Here is a 24,171-nt window from a genome sequence, read left to right as displayed (position 1 = left end):
TTGTTCTGGCTGAGGCGTTGGGAGATGGAGCTAGGGCAATATTGCCCAAAACTTATACTTTCTTTTTTCTTTAAATAAACGTTCAACGGAACGAATGTTGAACGTTTTTTATTTCCATATACAGAAAGGAGTGCCATGAAAAATGAATCTGGATTTTCCGGCTATAGCGCCTTCCATACCCTTTATTCTTCAAGGGATACCTGTTACATTGAAAATTGTCAGTCTTTCTGCTTTAATTGGATTTATTCTGGCTGTCATTCTTGCTTTCATGAAGATCAGCAGAATTAAGCCGCTAATGTGGATTGCTGACGCATATACGTCCGTTTTTCGCGGCACGCCGCTCATTCTGCAATTATTAATTATTTATTATGGTGCACCGCAAATACTTGGCTTTGAGATTGATCCTTATCCTGCAGCAGTTGCAACATTTGCCCTGAACTCAGGTGCATATATTTCTGAGGTCATCAGAGCAGGCATCATGGCAATCGATAAAGGTCAGCGCGAAGCTGCGATGGCTCTTGGTGTTCCTTATTCAAAGATGATGAAGGATATCATTTTCCCTCAGGCCATTAAAAATATTCTTCCTGCTTTAATGAACGAGTTCATTACACTGACAAAGGAATCAGCTATTGTAACCATCATTGGAGTTCAGGATATTATGAGAAGTTCTTATATTGTCGGCGGACAAACATACCGTTATTTTGAACCGATCTTAATTGCGGGTTTAATCTATTATGTCATGGTTATCATATTAACGCTCCTTGGCAAACTCGTTGAAAGGAGAATGGCGCGCAGTGATTAAAGTAGACAAGCTTTATAAGTCATTTGGAAAATTAGAAGTGCTGAAAGGAATCACTACATCTATTGCTGAAAAAGAAGTAGTGGCGATTATTGGGCCATCGGGCTCCGGAAAATCAACCTTTCTCCGCTGTTTAAATCGTTTGGAAGACCCTACAGAAGGACATGTTTGGATTAAAGATCAGGATATTACGAATCCCAAAACAGATATAAACAAAGTTCGTCAAAATGTCGGCATGGTCTTTCAGCATTTTCATCTTTTTCCTCACAAAACCGTTCTTGAAAACTTAACATACGCTCCATTAACTGTTAAGGGAACTTCCAAGAAGGAAGCAGAAGCACAAGGGCACGAGCTTTTAAAGAAAGTCGGTCTTGCTGAAAAAGCTCATGTATATCCAAGCAGGTTATCAGGCGGACAAAAGCAGCGGGTTGCCATTGCCAGGGCCCTTGCGATGAACCCTGAGGTTATGCTGTTTGATGAACCGACCTCTGCTCTGGATCCAGAGATGGTCAAGGAAGTATTAGAGGTTATGAAAAATCTGGCGTTCTCCGGTATGACAATGGCGATTGTTACCCATGAAATGGGATTTGCAAGAGAAGTAGCAGACAGAGTCCTTTTTCTGGATGAGGGCATTTTAGTTGAAGATGCACCGCCAAAGGAATTTTTTACAAATCCTAAAACGAAACGTGCTCAAATTTTCCTTGAAAAAATGCTATAATCCTAAAGTAAAAGGTGATCATGATGATCATCTTTTTCTTTTTGGCGCTTTCTAATGATTTAGTCCCATTCATTTATAGATATCGAATTCAAAAGAAACGCTATTTCATTAACTGCTCAAAAAAGAATCTTCAGCAGCGAACATGTAAATTATTCAAAAAATCATTCTTCTTTTGGTTACACTAACAAACAGAATGATAAAGCAAGGGGCAAGAAAATGTTTAAAATCGGATACCGCACGCTTAAAACAGCATTGGGAGCAGCGATTGCCATCAGTCTGGCACAGCTGTTTCAGCTTGATAATTTTGCATCAGCCGGAATCTTAACGATTCTCTGTATTCAGGTAACAAAGAAAAAATCATTGCAGACTTCCTGGGCTAGATTTTTTGCCTGTTTAATTGCCATTCTTTTTTCTTTTGTCTTCTTTGAAGGAATTGGCTATTATCCTTTTGTCATAGGACTTCTTCTATTATTCTTTATCCCTGTGACTGTGATTGTTCAAGCAAAAGAAGGGATTGTAACTAGTTCAGTCATCATTTTGCACTTATACACATCCTCACATATTACGTTCAGCCTTGTTTTGAATGAAATCGCACTTATCTCCACTGGAATAGGGGTGGCCCTGATTATGAACCTTTATATGCCGAGTGTTGATAAAAAGCTGAAGGAATATCAGCTGAAAATTGAAGATAATCTTTCAAAAATCTTTCTGGAGATTGAGGAATATTTACTTTCAAACGATAGTTCATGGGACGGAAAAGAAATAACGGAGACCGCTCTATTACTTAATGAAGCAAAAACTCTGGCATTCAGAGATGTCGAAAACCACTTTATGAGACATGAAAATCTATACTACCACTATTTCAAGATGAGGGAAAAACAATTTGAAATTATTGAACGTGTTCTCCCAATTATTACTTCTATTAATGTGACGGTTGATCAGGCGCAAATTATCGCTGACTTTATTCAGGAAGTAAGAGAAGCGATACATCCTGGAAATACGGCACACAAGTTTTTAGTCAAGCTGCATCATATGAGAAAAAGCTTTGAAGAGATGCCGCTTCCAGAAACACGCGAAGAATTTGAAGCAAGAGCTGCTCTCTTGCACTTTGTACGGGAAATGGAGCAGTATCTTGTCTTAAAAAGTCAGTTTAAAGGCATAATTGCAGAGCATGAATTTCGCCCTTCCCGTGCAACATAAAGAAAAAAGGGTGATTCATAATGAAGGCATTGCTTCTTTTCATCATGTTCCTTTCTCCGCTTTGGCCGCTTGGAGAAAATCCATCTGTCGGCGATCCTTATATCATTATCAATAAGCAGACAAACGAACTTGCATATATTGATAATGGTCAGGTAGTGAAAGTATTTGGCGTTGCTACAGGCAAGAATAAAGAGCTTACACCCGAAGGCGAATTTACCATCACCGTGAAAGCGGCAGATCCGTATTACCGAAAAAAGAACATTCCGGGCGGTGACCCTAAAAATCCGCTCGGCACCAGGTGGATTGGATTCGATGCGGAAGATTCAGATGGCAGAACGTACGGCATTCACGGAACGAATAATGAAGATTCAATTGGCTCCTTTGTTACACAGGGATGTGTGCGTATGTACAATGAAGAAGTAGAAATTCTGTTTGAACATATTCCAATTGGAACAAAAGTATTTATAACAAAAAACGCCAAGCCGTTTGAAGAAATTGCTGCAGAAAAAGGAGCAATGAAAAAAGGTGATTCCTGACCCGAGGGAATCACCTTTTTTTTTATGTCGGTCATATGCCAATTAGGATTTTTCACGATGTCAGGCTCCGGCAGTAAAGGAAAAAGCGCCTTTTCTGCCGGAGCCTAATCTGTCTGTCGGAGCTAAACGGGCGAAGCCGCTTTATCTATTAAAACCACATACTCATTCCAGCAAGTAAAGATGTGGCAATCATTACGGCAAGCATCAGATAAATAACCACTTTTTGAAATCTTTTAGACATAATTTTCACTCCTATATAGGGTTCTATCTATATTTTAACGTGAATAAATGGGTTGGACAAGGGATGAGATATGAACAAAATTGCACATTTTTTGTCGAAGCAGCAGGAATTTTGACAGCAAATAGAGAAGTTAGTCATGTTCAAAAGAGTTAAGCGTTTTCATCAAGAGGAGGGGAAAAGATGATTAAAAAGGTAGATCACATAGGGGTAGCTGTTCGTTCGATTTCTGAGGTGCTTCCGTTTTATGAGGAAACTCTGGGTTTACAGCTTCAAGGCATTGAGCACGTAGAAGAGCAAAAGGTGAACGTCGCTTTTTTGAAAATAGGCGATTCGAAAATTGAATTACTTGAGCCCACTTCTGAGGACAGTGCTGTAGCCAAATTTATTGAAAAACGGGGAGAAGGCATACATCATTTGGCTTTGGGAGTGGATGATATAAAGAAAAGGATTGAAGATTTGAGGTTAAATGGAGTGAAAATGATTGATGAAATTCCAAGGAACGGTGCAGGCGGCGCTGCCATTGCCTTTTTGCATCCGAAATCTGCAAACGGAGTATTAGTGGAACTATGTGAAAAGAGAGAGGGTACAGTTCTATGAGCATTGATATTTTCGATAAAATAAATGAATTATATGATCGAAGACGTGAAGTGGAAATGGGCGGCGGAGATGAGCGCATTGAAAAACAGCATGAAAAAGGAAAGCTGACAGCAAGAGAGCGCATCGATCTTCTCGTTGATAAAGGAACATTCGTTGAAATGAATCCATTCATAGAGCACCGGTGCAATGACTTTGGTCTGAGCGGGAAAAAAGGACCGGGTGACGGAGTCGTCACAGGCTACGGCAAAGTGCACGGACGACCTGTCTATTTATTTTCCCAGGACTTTACGGTTTTTGGAGGAGCCCTTGGAGAGATGCATGCCAAGAAAATTGCTGCGGTCATGGACCTGGCAGCCAAAAGCGGAACGCCGTTCATTGGCCTTAACGACTCCGGAGGTGCTAGAATTCAGGAAGGTGTGGTATCATTAGATGGATATGGGCAGATTTTTTACCGCAATACCATCTACTCGGGCGTAATACCGCAAATTTCGGTTATCCTTGGTCCGTGCGCAGGCGGTGCCGTATATTCTCCTGCGATTACAGACTTTGTCTTTATGGTCGAGAAAACAAGTCAAATGTTTATAACAGGTCCTAAAGTGATTGAAACAGTAACAGGCGAAAAAATCAGTTCCGAAGATTTAGGCGGAGCTAAAGTACATAATACCATCAGCGGAAATGCCCATTTTTCAGGCGAAACAGAAGAAGAGGTGCTTTCTCAAGTCCGGAAATTAATCACCTATTTGCCGCAGAATAATCAGGAGAAAGCGCCGATTTTGCCATTCGAAGATGATGTGGATTATCGTCCGAACCTGACAGACTGCATCCCATTTGATGCTCTCAGGCCTTATGATGTTCGAGTGGTTATTCAAGAAGTGGCTGATGCCGATTCTTTTTATGAAGTGCAAAAGGACTTTGCAAAAAATATAGTTGTCGGTTTTGCGAGAATAAAAGGTGAGGTCGTTGGACTCGTCTGCAATCAGCCAAAATACATGGCCGGCGGACTTGATATTGATTCTTCAGATAAAGCTTCCCGCTTCATCCGGTTTTGTGATTCGTTCCAGATTCCGATTATTACGTTTGAAGATGTTACAGGGTTTTTCCCTGGTATTAAGCAAGAGCACGGGGGAATCATCAGACACGGAGCAAAGATTTTGTATGCCTATTCAGAAGCAACCGTTCCTAAATTGACGGTTATTTTGCGAAAAGCCTACGGCGGAGCATACGTTGCACTGAACAGCAAATCGATCGGAGCGGATCTTGTTTTTGCATGGCCGAATGCCGAGATTGCCGTGATGGGTCCTCAGGGTGCTGCGAATATCATTTTCGCTAAAGAAATTGAAAACAGCGATAATCCTGAAGAAACAAGAGCACATAAAATCGAAGAATACAGAGAGAAGTTCGCAAATCCTTATGTTGCTGCGAGTCAGGGTATGGTTGATGATGTCATTGATCCGCGGGATACAAGAATTAAATTGATTCAGGCACTTGAAATGCTCCGGACAAAGCAAGAGCAAAGACCTGCCAAAAAGCATGGGAACATTCCGCTTTAATACACTTTATGGAGGAATACATATGGTTAATCAAGAACGCTTAGTTAATGAATTTCTGGAGCTTGTGCAAATTGATTCAGAAACGAAATTCGAAACAGAAATTGCAAAAGTATTAAAAGAAAAGTTTTCATCACTTGGTGTTCATGTTGTTGAAGATGATACAACGGGTGTTACCGGGCACGGTGCAGGAAATTTAATTTGTACTCTGGAAGCTGTAAAAGACGGAGTAGATCCGATTTATTTTACTTCACATATGGACACTGTTGTTCCTGGAAAAGGAATTAAGCCCTCTATTAAAGATGATTACATCGTGACAGACGGTACGACGATTTTAGGTGCTGATGATAAAACAGGTTTATCCGCGATGCTTGAAGCCGTTCGTGTATTGAAGGAAAATAACATCTCTCATGGAAAAATCGAATTTATTATTACTGCCGGAGAAGAATCAGGCCTTGTAGGAGCGAAAGCCATTGATGGATCTCAAATTACGGCAAAATTCGGATATGCATTAGACAGTGATGGAAAAGTCGGGACAATTATTGTTGCAGCTCCAACACAAGCTAAAGTAAAAGCAGCCATCTACGGAAAGACGGCTCATGCCGGTGTCGCCCCTGAAAAAGGCGTATCAGCGATCACGATTGCTGCAAAAGCTATTGCTAAAATGCCCTTAGGCAGAATTGATCATGAAACAACAGCTAACATTGGCCGTTTTGAAGGAGGCACACAAACAAACATCGTTTGCGATCAAGTGAATATTTTAGCTGAAGCAAGATCTTTGGTTCCTGAGAAAATGGAAGCTCAAGTGGCGAAAATGAAAGAAGCTTTTGAAAGTGCTGCTGCTGAAATGGGCGGACGCGCTGAAGTGGATATTGAAGTGATGTATCCCGGCTTTAAATTTGGCGAGGGAGATCATGTTGTTGAAGTCGCTAAAAAAGCGGCTGCAGCAATCGGCCGAACAAGTGAGCTTCAAACAAGCGGCGGAGGCAGCGATGCCAATGTTATTGCCGGGTTTGACATTCCAACTGTGAATTTGGCAGTCGGGTATGAAGATATTCATACAACCAATGAAAAGATGCCGATAGAAGAGCTTGTGAAAACAGCTGAGCTTGTTGTCGCGATCATTGAGGAAGTAGCTAAAGGCGAATAATCCAAAAAGAATGGCAGGAGCAGCGATTGCTCCTGCTGTTTCTTATTTTTCAGAAATAGAGGTGTTCAGCATGAAAAAGAAAGAAAAAGCAACTTTTGCCGGGGGATGCTTCTGGTGTATGGTGAAGCCGTTTGACGAGCAGCCTGGCATCATTGAGGTTGTTTCTGGCTATACAGGAGGAACATTAGAAAATCCTTCTTATGAACAAATTAAAACAGGTGAAACAGGCCACCTGGAAGCTGTGGAAATTACATTTGAACCTGAAGTATTTTCATATGAAAGACTGCTCGAGTTATATTGGCCGCAAATTGATCCGACAGATGATGGCGGACAGTTCTTTGACCGGGGCAGCCAGTACCGCACAGCCATTTTTTATCATATAGAACAGCAAAAGCTAAAAGCAGAGCAGTCAAAAGCTGCGATTGAAGAGAGCGGCCGCTTTAAGAAACCGATTGTAACTGAAATCCTTCCGGCAGCTCCTTTTTACCATGCAGAAGAATATCATCAAAAGTTTTATGCTAAAAATCCGGAGAAATATAAGCAAGAAAGAGAAGAATCAGGAAGAGAAGAATTTATAAAGAAAAATTGGAATCAGTAAAAAAAGCTCGCTGCCTTATAACAAGACAGCGAGCTTTTTTAAGGTTTAATAACGTACTTGCGCTTATCTTAATGTGCCGATAATAGTTTGTCAAAGTGTGCAGCAGGGTACTTTCCTTATTAAGGAGAGGTGACCAATATGAATACATTTAATGAAAGTGCACCTATGTTAAGACAAGAGCGGAGGAGAACTGCAAGCTTTTGAAGGATGGCTCAATGAACGAGCTTGAAAAAGGCAAAATATTGGGCAGAATGGAAGCTTACAATGAATTTTTAGAGAGATTTGGGTTTGATAAGGTTGATGAGTGCTGATAGCCTGCTCCATGCAGGCTTATTATTTTTGCAGCTGAAGGATCGTGTTGATAAAAAATTTTGATTTCAATTGATAAATTTATCAGATAGATAAATCCTGAAATCGGTTGATAAATATCGATTTTAGGTAGATACCTCGCTGTTTTCCGCGTCAGCTTTTCGTGTTTCAGAGAAGATTACGGTTCTGATTCTTGCCGTTACAATTGGGTCCGTTCGGAGTTAAAGTACAGCATAAAAAAATGAACAGCCGCACCGCCGCCATTCATCTGATGGCGGCTTTTTTAGATTATATGATAAAATGGAAAGAGAACGATTGTTTGGAAAGAAGATGAATAAGATGAAAGAGCTAAGTCGACCTAGAGTAATTTTACATGTGGACATGAACAGCTTTTATGCATCTGTTGAAATGGCATTTGAACCCGAACTTAGAGGAAAGCCGCTTGCAATTGCAGGAAACGTAGAAGAACGAAAAGGAATTGTGGTTACTTGCAGTTATGAAGCGAGGGCTAAGGGAGTGAAAACGACCATGCCGCTTTGGCAGGCGAAACGGCAGTGTCCTGAACTGATTGTCCGAAAACCAAACTTTGACCGTTACAGAAAAGCCTCTAAAGCTATGTTCGGCCTTTTACGGGAGTTTACACATCTGGTAGAGCCCGTTTCAATTGATGAAGGATATATGGATTTAACGGAGTTTTTAAAGGAGGGCAATCCTCTTCAAATCGCTAAGACCATTCAGGACAGACTGATGGAAGAGCTTTTGCTGCCGGCAAGCATTGGCGTAGCACCTAACAAATTTCTCGCCAAAATGGCATCCAACATGAAAAAACCCCTCGGCATCACTGTACTCAGAAAGCGGGAGCTGGGTAAGACTCTTTGGCCGCTTCCTGTAAGCGAAATGCATGGGGTTGGAGAAAAAACGGCCGAGAAATTAAAAACAATTGGTATTCAAACGATAAAAGACCTAGCAGATGCTGATGCGATTGGATTAAAGCAGCTTCTCGGAATCAACGGCGAGCGCCTGAAAAAAAGAGCAAATGGAATAGATGATAGAGAGGTAAACCCTGACTCCATCTATGATTTTAAAAGCATCGGAAACTCAACTACTTTATCAAAAGATACGACAGAGGCCAGAATTCTGTATGAAACTCTGAACCGTCTGTCACATTCGGTTAGCAGCAGAATGAAACGAAAGGATGTTCTTGGCACGAAAATCTTTACGACGATTCGTTATTCTGACCGAAGCACATATACTCGGAGTAAGAAACTGAATAACCCGATTGTTGAGACAGAGGATATTCTTACACATGCTAAAGCGCTGTTTGATAAGCATTGGACGGGTGAACCAATCCGGCTCCTTGGAGTAACATGCCAGGATCTCGTTCCGAAAGAGGATGCTTATAAGCAGCTGGATCTTTTTTCTTTTCAGGAGGACGCAAAAAAAGAACCGCTTTACAAAACCATTGAAGATATTAATAGAAAATATGGCAGCAGCATGGTCAAACGCGGGATGAAAGTGGACCAATCAGAAGATGATAAAACAAGCGGCACAAGTTTTAATAAAGATTTTTTAAGGGAATGATTAAGGTGCTTTACTTGATAAAAGCAAGGCTCCTGTGTTATTTTTACATGAAGAATCCATGTGACTGTATGCATGAGCTCTGTATATAAAAAATTGATTGAGAAGGGAAGTATCATAATGTCAAAACAGCAAATTGGCGTCATCGGTTTGGCCGTCATGGGCAAAAACCTCGCTCTTAATATAGAAAGCCGCGGATATTCCGTATCGGTTTATAATCGTTCTTCTGATAAAACAGAAGAGATGCTGAAAGAAAACAGCGGTAAAAATCTGGTTGGTACATACAGCATTGAAGAATTTGTTCAATCACTTGAAACTCCCCGCAAAATTTTGTTGATGGTCAAAGCGGGCTTTGCAACAGATGCTACAATAGAACAATTGCTTCCTCATTTAGATAAAGGGGATATTTTAATTGACGGCGGAAATACGCTGTATACAGACACACAGCGCCGCAACAAGGAGCTTGCCGAGAGCGGCATACACTTCATCGGCACTGGCGTATCCGGCGGTGAAGAAGGGGCACTTAAAGGGCCATCAATTATGCCTGGCGGCCAAAAAGAAGCCTTCGATCTAGTAAAGCCTATTTTCGAAGCGATTTCTGCAAAAGTTGATGGTGATCCATGTACTACATACATCGGTCCTGATGGTGCTGGCCATTATGTGAAAATGGTTCATAACGGCATTGAATACGGCGACATGCAGCTGATTTCAGAAGCTTATTTTATTTTGAAAAATGTTCTAGGTCTATCTGCAGAGGAATTGCATGAAGTATTTGCGGACTGGAATCAAGGCGAGCTTGACAGCTATTTAATTGAAATCACAGCAGACATCTTTACTAAAACAGATGAAGAAACCGGAAAGCCGCTTGTAGACGTCATTTTAGATACTGCAGGCCAAAAAGGCACTGGAAAATGGACAAGCAAAAGCGCCCTTGATTTAGGTGTTCCGCTGCCGATTATTACAGAGTCTGTTTTTGCACGATTCATTTCTGCCATGAAGGATGAGCGCGTGAAAGCAAGCAAAATCTTATCAGGACCTGCTGTTTCTCCTTTTGAAGGCGACAAGGCAGAACTTATTGAAGTAGTGCGCAAAGCTCTTTATATGAGTAAAATCTGTTCTTATGCACAAGGCTTCGCTCAAATGAGAGCAGCTTCTGATGAATACAAGTGGGATCTTCAGTACGGCGATATCGCCATGATTTTCAGAGGCGGCTGTATCATTCGCGCTGCATTCCTGCAAAAAATCAAAGATGCATATGACCGTGATGCAAACCTTGCAAACCTGCTGCTTGATCCATACTTTAAAGAAATAGCAGAAAGCTACCAGGGAGCACTTCGCAAAGTCTTAACGGTTGCGATTGAACAGGGAGTTCCGGTGCCAAGCTTCTCAGCTGCGTTATCATACTATGACAGCTACCGGACAGAAACGCTTCCTGCCAACCTTATTCAGGCACAGCGCGACTACTTTGGAGCTCATACTTATCAGCGTACGGATAAAGAAGGGATCTTCCATACGGAATGGATGTCAAAATAAGAAAAACAAAACATGGTGCCACCCGGGCGCCGTGTTTTCTTTATGTTTTCTCCTTGATGTTTCTGGGTAAAAAAGAAACAGAATGATTGAACGGGGTGAAAACGAATGCTTTATTTACTGGCCATATTGCTGCCGCCTGTAGCCGTGCTTTTTGTTGGCAAACCATTTCAGGCGCTGCTGAATTTCATTTAACATTGATTTTCTATATTCCGGGAGCCATTCATGCGGTACTGGTTGTAAAAGATGCGAAGGCAGATAAACGAGCGAAAAAGTATGGCAGTCAATATGAATAGATCCAGACGGGCATGAAAACGGATGCCCGGTTTTTCATGAATTCAAAATAGTTGACGATTCCAAACAGAGCGCGTATATTTCATTGGTACACGAGATAAAAAGGCGGGATCACATGTCAGCTATCACAACAGAAATACCTATTAAAAAAAATGAACATGGATTAGCCCACGAAACAAAGATTGTTTTATTATGGAGCTTAACAGTCTGGCTTGTCGTGATGAACACAACTATGTTCAATGTTGCGCTGCCAAGTGTGTTAAATGACCTGAACTTATCATCTGGAACAGCATCATGGATTGTATCCGGCTATTCGATTGCCTTTGCTATTTCAACTTTGACATACAGCCGCTTATCTGATTTTATTCCGATTTCAAAGCTGCTTTCAATTGGGTTAATGCTGCTTGGAATCTCGTCCATCATCGGATTTTTCTCTAACAGTTTTTATATGCTTTTAACTGCCCGTGTCCTGCAGGCTGCCGGTGCCGGTGCTGTTCCTGGTCTTGCAATGGTTCTTGCAGGGAAATACATTCCTATATTAAGACGGGGAAAAGCAATGTCGCTTATTTCATCAGCCGCCTCTCTTGGTTTTGGGCTAGGTCCTGTTATAGGCGGAGCCATTACACAATATTTAGGCTGGCATTATCTTTTTTTAATTACGGGATTTGTCATCCTGATTTTGCCGCTCTTTCAAAAACTCTTGCCGAAAGAAGATGCAAAGCAAGTCCACTTTGATTCTTTCGGAGGTTTGCTGACTGGACTTGGCGTTACTGGATTGCTGCTATTTTTATCAACGATGTCCATACCATTGCTTGCCGGCACAATCATTCTTTTATTTATTCTCTGGAGACATGTGCATAAAGTCGACATTCCGTTTGTCCAGCCGTCTCTTTTGCGCAATCGGCAATACTTGAAATTAGCCGGAGTCGGATTTTCTGCATTTATTGTTCATTTCTCAACGCTGTTTTTAATGCCGATTATCTTGACAGTCATTTTTGAGAAAGATCCCGCTGCCATCGGAATGATTATCTTCCCGGGAGCTATTTTGTCTGCAGTCGCAGCTCAGTTTATTGGCCGTTTGATCGATAAATTCGGAAATCTTCCGCTCATCTTTTTTGGTCATGCAGCACTATTGATTTCAACCGTTATATTGGTCTTTTTCTCAGGTTTCTCAGATTATGCCATTTTAATTGCCTATATGTTTATGAGCACTGGTTTTTCAAGCTTAACATCAAGCATTGCAAATGAAGCAACCCGCATCCTGCCAAAAAAAGAAATTGGAGCGGGTATGGGGATGACACAGCTTGTGCAATTCTTTGGGGGAGCTTTCGGTGTTGCTCTCTCCGGGCTGTTTATTGAATGGCAGCAGGGACTTGCACCTAAGCTGATTTATACTAATATTTTTGCAGGGCTAGCGGGACTAATCATATGCTCACTGACTGTTTTTCTTATGTATTATCTTAATAGTAAAAAGGATTTCAACTAGTAGCCCCTCTGTGAGGAGGCTTTTTTATTCAAAAATAAAACGCCTGGAATTTCCAGGCGTTTAAACTTTTTATTCTACAATATCTGTAATCGGCCACCAGTGGAAGCCGTCTTTTTCTAGCATTTCATCTGCTGCTTTCGGGCCCATTGAGCCGGCAGCGTAGTTAGGGAAGTCTGCTTTTGCTGATTCCCATGCTTTAGAGATGGTATCAACATAGCTCCATGATAATGAAACTTCATCCCAGTGCGTGAAGTTTGTAGCATCTCCGCGCAGGCCATCGTAGATTAATTTTTCATAGGCTTCAGGCGTATTGAACTGATCGACACAATTGCTGCAGTAGTCGAGTTTGATCGGTTTCACATATGATCCGCCGCCTGATTCTTTTGCATTCAAATGAAGGGTAATGCCTTCATCAGGCTGAATATGAATGACGAGCAGGTTTGGATGCTTGCTGTCGACATCTTTTGAATATAGGTTCATCGGCAAATCTTTAAATTGAACAACAATCTTTGTGGATTTTGCCGCCATTCGTTTTCCTGTACGGATGTAGAATGGAACACCTGCCCATCTGAAGTTATCAATCATGACTTTGCCTGCTACGTATGTTTCTGTGTTGGATTCGGTATCCACATTGCTTTCCTCGCGGTAGCCAGGAACCGTTTTTCCTTCAGATTCGCCCTTGCCGTACTGTCCGCGCACGAAGTAATCCGCAACATCTTTTTCCGTCATCGGGCGAAGGGCTCGCATGACCTTCACTTTTTCAGAACGGATTTCATCTGTTTCAAGCTTAATCGGCGGCTCCATCGCTAGCAGGGCAACCATCTGCATAAGGTGATTCTGGACCATATCCCGTAGTGCGCCAGAGTTTTCATAGTAACGTCCGCGGTCTTCTACACCAAGCACTTCGCTTGAAGTAACCTGGATATTTGAGATAAAGCGGTTGTTCCAGACAGACTCAAACAATGCATTTGAGAAACGGATCACTTCTATATTCTGGACCATTTGCTTTCCTAAGTAATGATCAATCCGGTAGATTTGATCTTCAGAAAAAGCTTCGCGGATTTCATCATTTAATTGCTGTGCTGAAGGCAAATCATGTCCAAACGGTTTTTCGATCACAAGGCGGCTCCAGCCCTCTGTTGCAGTTAATCCCTCTTTTTTAAGATTGCCTGCAATCGTTCCGAAGAATTCAGGTGCCATGGCCATGTAGAACATCCGGTTTCCCGGGATTTGATACTTGCTGTCCATATCGGACAGGATGCTTTTTAACTCTAAGTATGAAGATGGATTTGTCACATCGAACGGATGATAATAAAAGTGTGATGAGAATTCTTCAAGCTCTGATGATTGCTTAATCGATGATTGAATCGATTCACTGACATTCGAACGGAATTCATCATTTGTCCACGGTCTTCTTCCAACACCGACAACTGCGAAATCAGCATCGATTTTCTTGCTGCGGTACAGGCGGTAGAGGGAGGGGAAAAGCTTGCGTTTTGCAAGGTCTCCTGTTGCTCCGAATATTACTATAACTGCTTTTGGTTTTTGTTCCGTATTCATGTATTGAACCTCACTTTATATCAGCCGGATTTATTAAAAAAGTATGTAACCTGTTCAAGTACTTAATTTTAATGCTAAAAATGAAGTAAATCAAACATTTAAGTTTATTTTCATACATAAGTAGTATGAACCAATTGATTAAAATCCATAAATCGGAAAAAAAGATAAAAGATGAAATGAAAATTAATAAATAGTTCAAATAATACTCGTCGCAGGAAAGATCCTTGTTGATGTTGAATGGAAGGGACCACAGTCCGTTTCCTGACTCTGCAAAACGGCATGAATCTTCCCTTTATTGAAAAAGGAACATGAGCTCGCGGTTGCTAATGCCAATCACCACAGCCTTTAGGTCGGCGATAAGTGGAAAGCCGGAGGGGAAATTAATTCCGTAACAGCGCATGTGGAGTGCTGTTCACTACTAGTATTAAAGTAATAAAAAATCAATGTGGCCGTGTGTGAAGGAGCCTCTTAATATATAGAGAGGCTCTTTTAATTTATTGATTTAAGCAGCTAGTGCAGTAAGGTGCATTTTTTCTATTAGGGAGGATGTCCTTTATTTCATAATCTCGCCTCATACTGCTTCGATATCATCCTCTATATACTCAAATAGTGCATCCTTTAGTAACCTATCCTCTGGTTTAATAAAGTTTTTATAACGCTTGTTGAAATGTTGTCATCATCTTGCATTCATATGATGCTTGATTGATTTTGACAGATTGTTATTAAATTTCCTAAACATCCCTCAAATTAGATCATTTGCCATGCTCAGGCGAGTTGAACTAAAAGGATGTAGTGTGTTGAGACCAAACTACACGCATTTTTAGCTTTCATTTATCTATTTTTGTTGCGAAATCAGACTGATAATCACGAAACGTTGGATTTTCCCCGCATACCATCAAGCCTTGTCCCCAGTTCACGTGTACATCGGCAGTTGGTTTATCTGCCGGATCACGATACTGGAATAATACGTTTCTGCGCGGCCTGTCACTTCGATTACAATCCGAGCCGTGTATCGTTAAATAATTGAAAAACAGAACGTCACCCGCTTCGGCAGGACACGGAGTCCCTATGGAAATCGGGTATTCCTTATGATTCAAGTAGTGACGTCCTATATGAGTAATTGGTCCCTCTTGATGAGATTTTGGTATAACCCTAAGGCATCCGTTTTCCAAGGCGGCATCATCAAGATGAACACTGGCTGCCAACATGGTATGACGTTCATGAGGAAAATACGGATGATCTTGATGCATTGGAAAAGCAGCTCCCTTTTCAGGAGGTTTAACAAGCATTTTGGAGTGATGTAATTGAACATTCGGTCCGATAAGCTTTTGCAAAATAAACGTCATATTTGGATGGATAATGGCTCTAGTGAAAGCTGCATCATGATAATGAACGTCATGAAACCCTTTTAAAACAAGTTTTTTTAACTCGTTCGGAGGAATGTAATCTCCTTGCCATGCATGGTTTCGTTCGAGTTTTGCATTGGCTGCACGCTGAATAATGTATTCGACTGCATTTTTCATTTCTTCTACTTCATCTTTGTTAAAAACTCCCTTAGCAAGCAAGTATCCATTTTCTTTGTAAAAATCTACATCCTTGAAAGTAATCATAGTAGTTTCCTCCTTTAAGGTCGAAATTAAACTTGTTATAATTATAAAAAATTCATAGGTTTTGGTCTTTATCAGGAGAAGCCAATTTTTTGTCTTATGAAGACATTGAGACATTGGAGGCGTTATTATGGCAATCCAATCATGTAAACTAAGTGAAGGAGTATTGAATCAGTTTGCAATGGAACCGTCTAGTGAAGAAATATCCTTTAAGGTGCATTATTGGGGAATTACCCCTGCACATTTTGACAACCCATTACATAGGCATTCATTTTTTGAGGTTTGTTATGTACTAAGTGGAGAAGGTCTATATAAAGATATGGATGCACAATTTCCGTTAAACAAAGGAAACGTTTTTTTATCGCGTCCGAACATTCAACACCAAATATTAAGTGAAGCGGGTCTTTTTCTAGTATATGTTGCTTTTGAGATTTCGCATGAAAAATCAAAGCACGATGCCGTTATCATGTTTAATCGATTGGAGAGAACAAATAATATTTGTGCCGTTGCTGCGGATGATTCCCCGACTGCATTATTATGGAGGGCATTGATATCTCATACGTCAACCGGCGCTGCCAATGACTTTAACTTCATTGGGAATATGGCACACACACTTATACTGTCCTTTAACTCTATGTTTTCCGAAGACACTCAGAGAAGTCAGGAAAAAATGTTTTCGAATAGTTCTTCAATACTTTTATATCAAGCAAAGCTATTTATCCGTGATAATTTATCAGAACCATTTAAGCTAGAACATGTCGCCAACTATCTTCACATTTCCGGCCGCCACTTATCGAGGCTCTTTTCTGATGAACTGGGTGAATGCTTCTCCAATTATATTCGCAATGAAAGGGTAATGAAGGCGGCTAGCCTCCTTGAAACGACAAGCATTCCGATTAAAGAGATAGCTGATGTTACCGGATTTGGTTCAGTGTATTATTTTACACGTGTATTTACTACAATGATGAACATCTCACCTGCTAAGTATCGCAGTAATTACAAAAGACCCTATTGAATAAATTCATAATAGGCTCTTGTATAAAAGGGCGTAAACTCACAAACATCCCATGTGTTGCCACATACACTCTGGACATGTGGACTTGCCGGATTACATTTACGGCGTGCAAAATGAGAACGATCTGTTTATGATTCCAAGATTTTTGGTGCAAAGACACCGCTCCCGGTGCCTTTTCGCATTAATTCAGGCGTTCTATTCTTTTAAAAGGATCGGTTGTCCAAGTTTCGCAGGGAACGGCTGATTTAGAGACCATGGCATCAAGTACACGGGGAACTAAGTGATCCCGGCTAATATAGTGTTTGATCGTTTCTTTCTCCAGTTTAAAAAAAGCTGCTTCCATGATTTCATCCGGCTGTTTTTCAAGTTTCCCGCTCTGCAGCTCAGCATGAAACACGATGTTTAAAATGCTGCCTGTCGCGTTGAAATAAACTCCGCTTATGCCTGTAGGCTGAATAATAAACCCTGTTTCCTCAAGAATCTCGCGGCAGAGGGCCTGCTCGAGCGGCTCGCCTTCTTCAACCTGGCCTCCTGGAAGCTCCCATGTGTCTTTTCGGTGGAATGTTTTCACCAGCAGCACTTCATTGTTTTTATTTGCAATGAAAGCCGATACAGCCACGATGTGTTTTGGAGTTTTCATAGAATCCCCTTTCTTCAATCTATTGATATATTCTTCTAAACCATTTAAATCCCTTTTCATTCTTCATATTTTCCGGGAAGTCATGTATTCTAATAGATAAGAAAATCGGACGAGGTGAAGCAATTTTGGATCTGCTGTTTTTAGGAACGGGTGCGGGAATGCCCGCAAAAGCAAGAAATGTCAGCTCAATCGCATTGCGTCTTTTAGAGGAACGCAAAGCCGTCTGGCTGTTTGACTGCGGGGAGGCAACGCAGCATCAAATTTTATATACTACAATAAAACCGAGGAAAATTGAAAAAATCTTTATAACACATATGCATGGCGATCATATATTTGGATTGCCGGGTTTTTTGGGGAGCCGTTCGTTTCAGGGCGGGGAAGAACCTCTGACAATTTATGGTCCGGCTGGAATTAAAGAATATGTTCAGTCATCTCTTCAGCTTAGTTTTACACATTTAAAATATCCGCTTGAAATCGTTGAAATTGATGAAGGTCTTGTTTTTGAAGATGAGCAATTTACTGTTGTGGCGAAGAAACTGGAACACGGCGTTCCTTCATACGGTTACCGGATTACTGAAAAGGATGCTCCGGGCATGCTCCTTGTGGACAAATTAAAAGAGGCAGGAGTAGGGCCGGGTCCTGTTTATAAAAAATTAAAAGATGGCGAAACCGTTCATTTAGAAGACGGCAGAGTGTTATCTGGCGCTGACTTTCTTGGAGCCCCTAAAAAAGGAAGAGTTGTGGCAATATTAGGAGATACGAGAACATGTCCGCAAATTCTGGATCTTGCACGAAACGCAGACATGCTTGTCCATGAGGCGACGTTCGGTGAGGAAGATGAACTGCTTGCATATCAGTATTTTCATTCCTCAACAACCCAGGCTGCAGCAGCAGCTTTAGAAGCAAATGCAAAAAAACTGGTTCTGACTCACATTAGTGCCCGCTATCAGGATGATGATAAGGACACACTGTTAAGTGAAGCAGCCTCAATTTTTACTAACACATCGGTTGCGGAGGATTTTTCATGTTTTGAATTAGAGAGAGCAAATGACTAAAATCATATATGCTGTTCGGCATTGTCAGGCGAAGGGTCAGGCATTTGATGCTGAGCTTACAAATGAAGGACTTACCCAGGCTTTAGGTCTTGCTGAGTTTTTTAAAGGACTTGAAGTTGACAAAATCATCTCAAGTCCTTTTCTCCGTGCCATTCAAACGGCAGCTCCGCTTGCTGAAAAGAAAAAGCTTGAACTGCACCTTGATGAGCGTTTATCCGAAAGAGTGATGAGCGGAAAGAGCATAGAGGATTGGAAAGACAGGCTTAAGGATACATTTGACGATCTGTCTCTTGCGTTTGAAGGAGGCGAGTCTAACCAATCGGGCTTGGAGCGGGTGTGTTCTCTTCTGGCCGAGATTACTGCTGCAAAAGAAAATCATACAATGCTTGTCAGTCATGGAAATTTAATAACCTTGCTGCTGAGATCTTTTGATCATTCATTCGGATATGATCATTTGATGAGCATGTCGAATCCCGATGTGTTTAAAATTATTCTCAAGCACGATGGGAAAGCGGACATTCAGAGAATATGGAGTTGACAAAGGAGAAAGGACCAGCTAAAATAATATTATCAAATCGTAACTATTACGTTTTATGATTTATAGGAGGAAATAGGACATGAGAGTGAACGTAACCCTGCAATGCACCGAGACTGGTGATCGCAATTACATAACAAAAAAGAACAAACGAAACAATCCAGACCGTCTGGAATTGAAAAAATATTCACCCAGACTTAAAAAAGTAACCCTGCACCGCGAAACAAAATAATAATTGAGAGAGGAACGGCATCAGATTTTGATGAAGTTCCTTTTTTCTTGCCTGAAAATAGCGAAATAGTGCAGATTATTTCCCTGTACGGATAAAAGGAATACAGCTTAAAGGCCTAGAATATAAAAAATAACAGGAGACATTTGAAGAATGGGGGGATTTAGTGAATAAATACAAAGTATCCTTAGGTTTATTCATTTGTTTTGGTCTGGCCTTTGTCATCTGGTCAATGACAGAAATATCACAATCCTTCGATGAGCCTCTTGAAGCGCTGCAGCATACGAAACATGATATGGAAGTAGTCATTCCAGCCTATAAAATAAACGATGAAGCCCTCTTCTTTTTTATTGACCAAAAGAATCATCTGGGAACGGCTTTTTTAAAAGAAGGAATTTATGGATGGAAAGCTGGGTCCATCTCAACGAATCCGCTCGAAGACCGTCCAGCTGAAGGTGAACTTTTGAATTATCATTTCTACGGAAACTCAATGATCTATGGTCTTCTCTCAGATGAGAAAGGATCTATGGAAGTGAAAATAAACGGGGCCGAAGCACGCACTCTCCAAGTAGGCGGCATGCTGGAGAAAGAAATCGCCCAAAAATACAATCTGCAAAACACGGTCCTCTGGTATTATCAGCAAGATGAGCTGGTGCCCGGAGGAGGAGAGGTTGAGCTCCTTCAGGATAAAGTGAAGCTTGTAGATGAAAAGGGTTTTTAGCGATAGTTGAGAGGGGCTGATGCAGCTCCTTTTTTTATTGATTTTACATTTTCTATATTGATTGCACAATCGCATTCCAAGGCGATGACCAGGAGCAGTCCTATAAATTTAAAGTCATCACAATCGACTTGGTGCTTGCTCTGAAATGAAAGAAACAGGGAGAAAAGAGGTCTTGGTACCGCAGCTCGGTTTTCAACAAGGAAGGATGGAACGGAAATTGAAAAATTGCGGCCTCCAGGCGATTGCATTCTTGTCTTTGTGCCAGAGAAAAGAATAGATGAATTACTTTCTAAAAAAAGCAGCCGTCATGGCTGCTTTTTCAGGTATAAACTTAAAAATTCCTTACCATTCCCGTGCATATTGCTTCGGAGCTTCAATTTCCGCCCCGAGCTCAAGTGCTGCTGTCCGAGGCCAATATGGATCACGCAGAAGTGCGCGTGCAAGGAAAATCAAATCCGCACGTTCGTTTCCGAGAATCTCATCTGCCTGGATTCCTGATGTGATGAGTCCGACCGCACCAGTGTCAATGCCTGCTCCTTCCCGGATGCGCTCGGCAAATTTCACTTGATATCCAGGGAAAACTTTTATATCAGCAGGCACTAAAGCCCCTGAGCTTACATCAATTAAATCAACGCCCTGTTCCTTCATCCAGGTGCTGAATTCCACATAATCTTCTACGTCTAATCCTTCAGGATGATAGTCTGTTGCGGATACCCTGACAAACAATGGACCATCCCATTCATCTTTTACTGCTTCTATCACTTCATGCAGGAAACGGCAGCGGTTTTCTTTGCTTCCGCCATATTCATCTGTCCGTTTATTTGACAGAGGGGACAGGAATTGATTGATTAGATAACCATGCGCCCCGTGAATTTCAATTATATCGAATCCCGCTTTTTTAGCGCGGTTCGCCCCGTCCTTAAATGCTTGAATGGTTTCAGAAATCTGTTCCTTCGTCATTGCAGCGGGTGTTTTCATTTTTTCATTAAAAGCAAGTGCTGAAGGCGAAATGATTTCACCTTCTAAAACAGCCTTTCGTCCCGCATGTGCAAGCTGGATGGCTGTTTTCGCCCCGTATTGCTTCATGCCGTCCACAAGCTTTGCAAGTCCATCTATATGTTCTTCGTTCCAAATCCCTAAATCCTGAGGGGAGATTCTTCCTTGAGGAGTGACAGATGTTGCTTCTATCATGATCAGTCCAGCACCGCCGACTGCCCGGCTGATATAGTGTGTCATGTGAAAATCTTCGACCATGCCGCCTTCGCGATGGGAAGAATACATACACATTGGAGACATCACTATGCGATTTTTCAGTGTGACATTTTTTACGGTATATGGTGTGAATAAATGATTTTTCATCTAGCTTTGCCTCCCTGAAATGAATTTCATAAAAAGTATAACAGCTTTAAATGTATACTTCATTGAAGTTGCCTGACACCTCTTTTAAAAATTGCGAAAATTCTATAGAATAGAAACAGCATATATTATAGGAGGTCTCATCATGAATTCAAAATGGCAATCAAAACAGCAGTTGACGGAACTTTTAACAGGCCTAGTGAACCTTGCAAGCATTACAGGATCAAAAGATGAGATTGCACTTGCCCAGCATCTTTATTATGTACTGAATGATTTTCCTTATTTTAAAGAGAATCCTGATTTTCTTCAGCTGCATCCGCTGTCTGATGGACGGTATTTTCTGACTGCGCTTGTAAAAAGCAAGAAGCAGACAGACGAAACCGTTCTTTTATTGAGTCATTTTGATGTTGTTGATGTGAAAGATTATGGTCACCTGCAGCATTTAGCGTTCCATCCTCACGAATTAACGAAGGAGCTGCTGAATTCAGCGGATCTGCTGCCTCCTCATGTAAAAGAAGATATTGAAACAGGCGACTGGCTGTTTGGCCGGGGCACAATGGATATGAAAGCGGGTCTGACCGTACAGCTTGGAATGCTTGAACGAGCAATGGAAGGGGATTTTGAAGGGAATCTTCTTTTGCTGACCGTTCCTGATGAAGAAGTGAATTCTGCCGGTATGCTTGGCGCGGTACCTGTTTTGAAAGATCTGAAAAACCAGTTTAACCTTTCATACCGGGCATGCGTAAACTCAGAACCAATGTTCTCGAGATATCCAAACGATGAGAATTATTATGTATACAGCGGTTCAATCGGCAAAGTGCTTGCGGGATTTTACTGCAGCGGAGTTGAGACCCATGTTGGGGAGCCTTTTTCAGGATTAAACGCAAACCTGATGGTATCAGAGCTTAACAGGCTGCTTGAACTGAACGAACGCTACAGCGAAATAGTGGATGACGAAGTTACACCTCCGCCGATGAATTTGATGCAAAAGGATTTAAAGGAAGAGTATTCGGTGCAAATTCCGCATGAAGCCGTTACGCTTTTTAATATTTTAACAATGAAACGCAGCATGCTTGAGCTGCATGATATGCTTTTGAAAACAGCAGTGGAAGCGGCAGAAAATATTGAGCGCTTCTATGACGAGAAAGCAAGCCGCTACAGCCAGTCTGTCACATATACACCAGCGTCCTGTCAAGTCACCGTCATGTCCTATGATGACCTGCTGGAATACGCCGTGAAGAAAGTCGGAGAGGCTGAAGTGAACCGGCATATTCATTATTTAAAAGCCAATCGCGGAGCTCTGGATGACCGTCATTTCACAAATAAAATTGTCTCTGGCTTATCCGGCTTGTGCAAGGAGCTGGCGCCTTTGATTGTTGTTTTTTACAGTCCGCCTTTTTATCCATCTGTTTCTTCAAAAGAGGATGATTTTATACAAGGAATTCTTTCAGAGGTTCAAAGCTATGCGAAGGATCAGTTTCAGATTTCACTCAAGAATCAGCAATATTTTGCCGGACTTTCAGATTTAAGCTTCCTGCAGATCAGAGAAAGCGAAGAATCCATCCGTGAGCTGACTGCCAACATGCCGATTTACGGGGACCATTATCAGCTTCCTCTTGAGGAAATCAAAGCCCTGAACATCCCTGTTTTAAATGTCGGGCCATTCGGCAAGGATCCTCACAAATGGACGGAGCGTCTGCATCTCCCTTATTCTTTTGAAACGTGTCCAAAGCTGCTTTCTTTTACACTGAAGAGGATTTTTGAGAAGAAATAGGGAGGTGGTCCCTGAATTGGAGCTATTAATAGGGGAGATTCAAATATTGACTCAAAATAGAAAAATATAGCAAGGGGAGAAACTTGTTTATGTTTGTTGTGAATGTTGAAGGAGCTGTTTTTAAAGATGACAGCTGGCTGATTATTAAAAGAAGCATGACGGAAGAACATGCAGCAGGTCAGCTTTCCCTCGCAGGCGGAAAAGTGGAACAGGAAGGGCCTTCCTCAAGTATTTTAGAACGGACGCTGAAACGTGAAATCGGGGAAGAAACCGGAATTGAAATATGTGATGACATGTGTTATGTGCACAGCACCTCTTTCGTATCTGATGATGGAACCCAAGTGGTTGATGTTGTTTTTTTGTGTGAATATAAGAGCGGCACACCTTATGCAAAATGCGAAGAAGAGGTATCATCCGCTGCCTGGATGACATTTGAAGAGATCATGGCGAAGGAAGATTCTCCGCCTTGGCTTAAAAAAAGCATTCAGCTCTCTAACTCTTTGAAACTGAAAAAAGAGACTGGCCAGATCCTTTAATAGGATGAATCAGTCTCTTTTTTTAGTTTAATGGAGATAAAGTTTGGCTTGCTTCAGCGAGCGTGTGACCTTTATTATTCATGCTGTTTTTGTTCAGCCAGTTCTCTACGGCTTTTACATCGTACATAATTTCTGCTTGACCTGAACAATTAGGGTGCAGATCATATTGATTAACGATTCTGCCTCCAATAAGTATGACTGGAGGGTTCGGCAAAGCAGCCAGTGCATCAACATATTTCTTTATATTAGGCAAATGATACACAATGGAAATGGAGAAGCAGATTACTTCCGGCTTCTAGAGCTCTGCTTTCTTAATGGCGTATTCAAGCGGAAGGTTAGGGCCTAAATAGTGTGTTTCATACCCTTTTCTTCGAATAAGCTGTTGACCATTTTCAGGCCCAAATAATGCTGCTCTCCTTCAACACACAGAAGCATCGCTTTTTTCTGCCTTCTGATGCTGAATTTTGCATCGGCGGATAATGCGTTGATAAAATAAAATCACAAACTACACTTGCCAAATGCTCATCTGCTGCCATAATTTCATTGTTTTCTCATAAATC

Annotated in this window: 24 protein-coding genes and 1 pseudogene; 19 read left to right on the top strand and 6 right to left on the bottom strand. The window is 41.4% G+C overall.

Annotated elements, in window-relative coordinates:
- Nucleotides 1-142: 142 nt before the first annotated feature.
- The 4 genes from LIT25_17940 (at nt 143) to LIT25_17925 (ending at nt 3,253) form a co-directional block, all read left to right on the top strand.
- Nucleotides 143-802 (top strand): amino acid ABC transporter permease, encoded by a 660-nt coding sequence (locus LIT25_17940; protein USK32468.1) that lies wholly within the window; start codon nt 143-145, stop codon nt 800-802.
- Nucleotides 795-1,517: an amino acid ABC transporter ATP-binding protein gene (locus LIT25_17935; protein ID USK32467.1), complete on the top strand. Its 723-nt coding sequence runs from the start codon at nt 795-797 to the stop codon at nt 1,515-1,517. The genes LIT25_17940 and LIT25_17935 overlap by 8 nt, the downstream gene beginning before the upstream one ends.
- 216 nt (nt 1,518-1,733) lie before the next feature.
- A complete protein-coding gene (locus tag LIT25_17930; protein USK32466.1) occupies nt 1,734-2,717 on the top strand; it encodes an aromatic acid exporter family protein in 984 nt (327 codons plus the stop codon).
- Nucleotides 2,718-2,737: 20 nt separating this feature from the next.
- Entirely contained in the window at nt 2,738-3,253 is a 516-nt protein-coding gene (locus tag LIT25_17925) for a L,D-transpeptidase (GenBank protein ID USK32465.1), read from the top strand.
- Between the two features lie 148 nt (nt 3,254-3,401).
- On the opposite strand, the gene prli42 is transcribed toward LIT25_17925, so the two are convergent.
- Complete coding sequence (gene prli42 / locus LIT25_17920; protein ID USK32464.1) at nt 3,402-3,494, bottom strand: stressosome-associated protein Prli42; 93 nt, start codon at nt 3,492-3,494, stop codon at nt 3,402-3,404.
- A 180-nt stretch (nt 3,495-3,674) separates the two neighbouring features.
- Between prli42 and mce the strand changes: the two genes are divergently transcribed.
- From mce to LIT25_17880, 8 genes and pseudogenes are all read left to right on the top strand, one after another.
- Nucleotides 3,675-4,091: a methylmalonyl-CoA epimerase gene (mce, locus tag LIT25_17915; protein USK32463.1), complete on the top strand. Its 417-nt coding sequence runs from the start codon at nt 3,675-3,677 to the stop codon at nt 4,089-4,091.
- A 2-nt stretch (nt 4,092-4,093) separates the two neighbouring features.
- Nucleotides 4,094-5,641, top strand: coding sequence for an acyl-CoA carboxylase subunit beta (locus LIT25_17910; GenBank protein USK36323.1), 1,548 nt, complete (start codon nt 4,094-4,096; stop codon nt 5,639-5,641).
- A 22-nt stretch (nt 5,642-5,663) separates the two neighbouring features.
- Complete coding sequence (locus LIT25_17905; protein USK32462.1) at nt 5,664-6,788, top strand: M20/M25/M40 family metallo-hydrolase; 1,125 nt, start codon at nt 5,664-5,666, stop codon at nt 6,786-6,788.
- 70 nt (nt 6,789-6,858) lie between these two features.
- Entirely contained in the window at nt 6,859-7,386 is a 528-nt protein-coding gene (gene msrA / locus LIT25_17900) for a peptide-methionine (S)-S-oxide reductase MsrA (GenBank protein ID USK32461.1), read from the top strand.
- A gap of 648 nt (nt 7,387-8,034) precedes the next feature.
- Nucleotides 8,035-9,276, top strand: a complete 1,242-nt coding sequence (locus LIT25_17895) for a DNA polymerase IV (GenBank protein USK32460.1) — start codon at nt 8,035-8,037, stop codon at nt 9,274-9,276.
- Between the two features lie 117 nt (nt 9,277-9,393).
- Nucleotides 9,394-10,806 (top strand): NADP-dependent phosphogluconate dehydrogenase, encoded by a 1,413-nt coding sequence (gene gndA, locus LIT25_17890; GenBank protein USK32459.1) that lies wholly within the window; start codon nt 9,394-9,396, stop codon nt 10,804-10,806.
- A gap of 105 nt (nt 10,807-10,911) precedes the next feature.
- Nucleotides 10,912-11,099, top strand: a pseudogene (locus LIT25_17885) (YqaE/Pmp3 family membrane protein).
- Nucleotides 11,100-11,212: 113 nt separating this feature from the next.
- Nucleotides 11,213-12,583: an MFS transporter gene (locus LIT25_17880; GenBank protein USK32458.1), complete on the top strand. Its 1,371-nt coding sequence runs from the start codon at nt 11,213-11,215 to the stop codon at nt 12,581-12,583.
- A gap of 69 nt (nt 12,584-12,652) precedes the next feature.
- Here the strand turns inward: LIT25_17880 and zwf are convergent, their stop codons facing one another.
- Nucleotides 12,653-14,143 carry a glucose-6-phosphate dehydrogenase gene (gene zwf / locus LIT25_17875; GenBank protein ID USK32457.1) on the bottom strand — a complete coding sequence of 497 codons (1,491 nt, stop codon included), beginning with the start codon at nt 14,141-14,143 and terminating at the stop codon, nt 12,653-12,655.
- An 827-nt stretch (nt 14,144-14,970) separates the two neighbouring features.
- Nucleotides 14,971-15,753, bottom strand: coding sequence for a phytanoyl-CoA dioxygenase family protein (locus LIT25_17870; GenBank protein ID USK32456.1), 783 nt, complete (start codon nt 15,751-15,753; stop codon nt 14,971-14,973).
- 127 nt (nt 15,754-15,880) lie between these two features.
- Here LIT25_17870 and LIT25_17865 point away from each other — a divergent pair, with 127 nt between their 5' ends.
- On the top strand, nt 15,881-16,765 hold the full coding sequence (locus tag LIT25_17865) for an AraC family transcriptional regulator (protein ID USK32455.1): 885 nt from the start codon (nt 15,881-15,883) through the stop codon (nt 16,763-16,765).
- Between the two features lie 181 nt (nt 16,766-16,946).
- Here LIT25_17865 and LIT25_17860 read toward each other — a convergent pair whose 3' ends face one another.
- Nucleotides 16,947-17,405 carry an NUDIX hydrolase gene (locus tag LIT25_17860; protein ID USK32454.1) on the bottom strand — a complete coding sequence of 153 codons (459 nt, stop codon included), beginning with the start codon at nt 17,403-17,405 and terminating at the stop codon, nt 16,947-16,949.
- A 125-nt stretch (nt 17,406-17,530) separates the two neighbouring features.
- Between LIT25_17860 and rnz the strand changes: the two genes are divergently transcribed.
- The 4 genes from rnz to LIT25_17840 all read left to right on the top strand — a co-directional run bounded on the left by rnz (nt 17,531) and on the right by LIT25_17840 (nt 19,945).
- On the top strand, nt 17,531-18,460 hold the full coding sequence (rnz, locus tag LIT25_17855) for a ribonuclease Z (protein USK32453.1): 930 nt from the start codon (nt 17,531-17,533) through the stop codon (nt 18,458-18,460).
- Nucleotides 18,453-18,998 (top strand): histidine phosphatase family protein, encoded by a 546-nt coding sequence (locus LIT25_17850; GenBank protein ID USK32452.1) that lies wholly within the window; start codon nt 18,453-18,455, stop codon nt 18,996-18,998. Before rnz ends, LIT25_17850 begins: the two co-directional genes overlap by 8 nt.
- 79 nt (nt 18,999-19,077) lie before the next feature.
- The gene (gene rpmG / locus LIT25_17845) at nt 19,078-19,227 is read left to right on the top strand and encodes a 50S ribosomal protein L33 (protein USK32451.1); all 150 of its coding nucleotides are present in this window, start codon (nt 19,078-19,080) and stop codon (nt 19,225-19,227) included.
- Nucleotides 19,228-19,390: 163 nt separating this feature from the next.
- A complete protein-coding gene (locus LIT25_17840; protein USK32450.1) occupies nt 19,391-19,945 on the top strand; it encodes a hypothetical protein in 555 nt (184 codons plus the stop codon).
- Between the two features lie 342 nt (nt 19,946-20,287).
- Here LIT25_17840 and namA read toward each other — a convergent pair whose 3' ends face one another.
- Nucleotides 20,288-21,304 (bottom strand): NADPH dehydrogenase NamA, encoded by a 1,017-nt coding sequence (namA, locus tag LIT25_17835; GenBank protein ID USK32449.1) that lies wholly within the window; start codon nt 21,302-21,304, stop codon nt 20,288-20,290.
- A gap of 142 nt (nt 21,305-21,446) precedes the next feature.
- Here namA and LIT25_17830 point away from each other — a divergent pair, with 142 nt between their 5' ends.
- A complete protein-coding gene (locus LIT25_17830; protein USK32448.1) occupies nt 21,447-23,075 on the top strand; it encodes a M20/M25/M40 family metallo-hydrolase in 1,629 nt (542 codons plus the stop codon).
- A gap of 89 nt (nt 23,076-23,164) precedes the next feature.
- A complete protein-coding gene (locus LIT25_17825; GenBank protein ID USK32447.1) occupies nt 23,165-23,611 on the top strand; it encodes an NUDIX domain-containing protein in 447 nt (148 codons plus the stop codon).
- Nucleotides 23,612-23,633: 22 nt separating this feature from the next.
- Here the strand turns inward: LIT25_17825 and LIT25_17820 are convergent, their stop codons facing one another.
- Nucleotides 23,634-23,864, bottom strand: coding sequence for a hypothetical protein (locus tag LIT25_17820; GenBank protein USK32446.1), 231 nt, complete (start codon nt 23,862-23,864; stop codon nt 23,634-23,636).
- Between the last annotated feature and the right edge of the window lie 307 nt (nt 23,865-24,171).

The organism is Bacillus sp. F19 (assembly GCA_023823795.1).
Classification (GTDB): Bacteria; Bacillota; Bacilli; order Bacillales; family Bacillaceae; genus Bacillus_P.
The sequence above is the reverse complement of the archived record's forward strand: the minus strand, read 5'-3'. Positions and strand labels throughout refer to the sequence as shown.